A 2,754-nucleotide genomic window follows, 5' to 3' on the forward strand; every position below is an offset into this window, starting at 1 on the left:
TTGGTAATGAATCAACTTATGTTGAATTTATTTCCATATTGGTTTTTTTATTTAACAGGGAACAGTTTTTTAAGTGGACTAAAGGATAAATATGAAAAAGATATTTTACATTTTATTAGCTATACTTTTTCCCAGTATTCAACTGTTTGCTGAGGAAATATCATTAAGCCTGACCGATGCGGTTGATAGTGCTTTGGCAAATAATCAAAAAATCGCTCAGCAGCAAGAAGTGGTTTTTCAAAAAGAGTATCTGAACAAAGCAGCTTTCGGGAATTATCTCCCTTCTGTAAATCTCATCGCCGGCTATACTTATCTAAATAAAAACCCCGAGATAAATATGGAAAAGATGAAAGAATCGATAGATAATGTAGCCGTACAATATGCTGAGCAGATCGCAAGCGATTTGGGAACTCCCTTAACTCCGCAAGAAATTGATTTGATTTTGGCTGGTCTCGGTGAAATACCTTCTTATAACATTGAAATTGATCAGCAGAAATATAAAAATGCAAACTTGCTCATCACCCAGCCGATTTTTATGGGCGGAGAGATCACTGCCGGAAAAAGATTCGCAAAATCGGAATTCGACTTTGCTAAGGAAGAATTGAATCAAACCCGAGATCAGATCACCCAACAAACGATTGAAAGATACCTTTCCATAGCTTTGTTGGAGCGAGTGCTCGCGGTGAGAAAAAATGTTGTTTCCGGCATGCTGAAACATGAACGTGATGCACAAAAAGCCGTAGATGTCGGTTTAATTCCTCCGCATGAAATCATTCGCGCTCAAGTAGCAGTTGCAAATGCAGAACGAAAATTGACGGATACAAAAAATAAACTGACTCTGGCAAATTCTGCTTTGAAAACGTTGCTGAATTTACCGAGATATACTCAATTCACTTTAAGCGATTCGTTAAAATATTATCCGATTGACATCGAGCTAACAGAATGTAATAAGCGGGCAAGATCGAATAATTCCATTCTGAAACTAATCGCCCAAAAGCAGATAATGGCTGAGCAGGCGTTCAATTTGGAAAGAGCAAAATTTCTCCCAAAAATTCTCGCAGTGGGAGAGTATAATATTATTCGGAATAATTATCCAATGGTCTTACCGGCTTATTCGGTGGGATTGCAAATGGAAATAAATCTTTTCGGAGGATTGAAGAAATACAATAAACTCCAGTATGCACGGCATTTGCGTTCGGAAGTGAGTAAAGCAAAAAAATATGCTACGGAAGAAATATTATTACTTACGGAAAAATATTATAATGAAGTGAGCAATAGTCAAACCCGATATATGAAATTGAAACCCACCGTGGAACTTGCAAAAAAGAATTTGCAGATCAATGAAAAACGGTTTTACGAGGGATTGGGAAAATCCATTGATGTGATCGATTCACGTTTGCTATATCAAGCTGCTCAAGTGGAACAGCTGCTTTCTCTTTTCGATTATTACAAGGCTTTATCAAAATTATACTTAACTATCGAAAAGTCAGAGCAAATATTAGAAATGTTCGACTGTGGTTAAAATATTTATGCCTACGGGCAGAAAGGAATTATATATGAAAAAGAAAAATGCTATTCTGCTTTTTCCTTTATTTTTAGTGATTTTAGCAGCAATTATTTTGCTTGTCAATTCTTGCAAAACTTCTCCTCAGGTAATGACCGGAGTGATAGAAACTACTGTGGTAAACGTATCTTCCGAGATACCGGGTAGAGTCGATAGTATTTTTGTGAATAGAGGCGATCTCGTTGAAAAAGGGCAAATTTTGGCAACTATCCAGCCGAATATTATGAATGCAAAACTCGGGCAGGCAGCCGGAGTGCTTCAGGCTGCAAATGCTTTAGTTCAAAAAGCGGAAAACGGAGCCAGAGAGCAGCAAAAAAGAGCTGCAAAAAATCAATACGAAATGGCGGAAAGTCAATATGTTTTTGCCCGAAAAACATACCATCGCTTTAAAGTTCTTTTTGCAGACAGTATAATCGCTAAACAAGAAATGGATGAGATCGAATTTAAATACAAGGCTGCCAAGAATCAGATGGAAGAAGCAAAAGCAATTTACGATATGGCTCTCGAAGGTGCCAGAAAAGAGGACATCGTGGCTGCAAAAGGGGAATATATCGAAGCAAAAAATGTTTATAACGAAGCCCAAGCATATCATAATGAACTGGAAATAGTTGCACCGGTTAGCGGAGAAATCAGCAACAAAATAGCTCAGCCTGGCGAAGTAATGGGTGCTGGTTATCCCCTGCTTAGTATTCAAATCCCGAAGGACGCCTATCTGCTTTTGAATGTGCGGGAAGATAAACTCGCTTCATTCCAAAAAGGAAAGAAGTGTAAAGTAAAAGTTCCGGCTCTCAACGGGAAAGAATTTATCTTTATGGTAAACTTTCTCGCTCCTATGGCAGATTTTGCTACTTGGGTGCCAACCAAAGCAAAAGGAGAATACGATCTGAAAACATTTGAAGTTCATCTTAAACCCGCAAAACAAATTACAGGTTTACGCCCGGGAATGACTGCTCAGGTTTATTATTGATTATGTAAGGGAAATGATTAGTGCGTAAACTCAATGATGTGAAAAAAAATCATTTTTGATTCAAATGTCGCATCTACGATGCTTTATAAAATTGGGAATATTTCCACCGAACGCTAACGCATTCGGCTACAGAGATGGCGCTCCTACGGAGCTAAAATAGCAATAACCTGTGAACACAAAAAGTACCGTAGTTGAAAAAATAGCAGTTGATAATATGCAGAAA

The 2,754-nt window shown here is 37.9% G+C and carries 2 protein-coding genes; both read left to right on the forward strand.

Translation table 11 applies throughout. From position 1 onward, the window contains the following. Positions 1–91 precede the first annotated feature (91 nt). Entirely contained in the window at positions 92–1,522 is a 1,431-nt protein-coding gene (locus U9P79_06810; GenBank protein ID MEA2104333.1) for a TolC family protein, read from the forward strand. A gap of 34 nt (positions 1,523–1,556) precedes the next feature. Continuing rightward, the gene (locus tag U9P79_06815) at positions 1,557–2,531 is read left to right on the forward strand and encodes an efflux RND transporter periplasmic adaptor subunit (protein ID MEA2104334.1); all 975 of its coding nucleotides are present in this window, start codon (positions 1,557–1,559) and stop codon (positions 2,529–2,531) included. The last annotated feature ends 223 nt before the right edge of the window (positions 2,532–2,754 follow it).

The sequence above is a fragment of the Candidatus Cloacimonadota bacterium genome (genome assembly GCA_034661015.1).
Classification (GTDB): domain Bacteria; phylum Cloacimonadota; class Cloacimonadia; order JGIOTU-2; family JGIOTU-2; genus JAYEKN01.

Excerpts from the sequence above, each read along its gene's own strand:
- U9P79_06810 (MEA2104333.1), top strand. The coding sequence starts at position 92 with ATGAAAAAGATATTTTACATTTTATTAGCTATACTTTTTCCCAGTATT.
- U9P79_06815 (MEA2104334.1), top strand. The coding sequence starts at position 1,557 with ATGAAAAAGAAAAATGCTATTCTGCTTTTTCCTTTATTTTTAGTGATT.